Raw genomic sequence first — 243 nt, forward strand, 5'->3', positions numbered from 1 at the left:
TGGCACCGTCGTTAAACGCGGTCTATTTGAAGAAGCAAAAGGCGGTACGGTGTTTCTTGATGAAATTGCCGAGATGTCTAAAACCGCACAAGTTAAATTATTGCGTTTATTACAAGACGGAACTTTTAGACGGATTGGTGGCGATGAAGAAGTACGCGCCGATGTGCGGATTATTTGTTCAACCCAAAAACATTTGGCTGAACTTTGCCAATCCGGTGAGTTTAGAGAAGATTTGTACTATCG

At 42.8% G+C, this 243-nt stretch carries 1 protein-coding gene; it reads left to right on the forward strand.

Annotated elements, in window-relative coordinates; all coding sequences use genetic code 11:
- The coding region (locus tag AAEZ09_RS29005; protein WP_350601768.1) for a sigma 54-interacting transcriptional regulator at nucleotides 1-243 on the forward strand (243 nt) is incomplete at both ends.

The organism is Pseudomonas sp. 65/3-MNA-CIBAN-0223, assembly GCF_040310425.1.
Classification (GTDB): domain Bacteria; phylum Pseudomonadota; class Gammaproteobacteria; order Pseudomonadales; family Pseudomonadaceae; genus Aquipseudomonas; species Aquipseudomonas gregormendelii.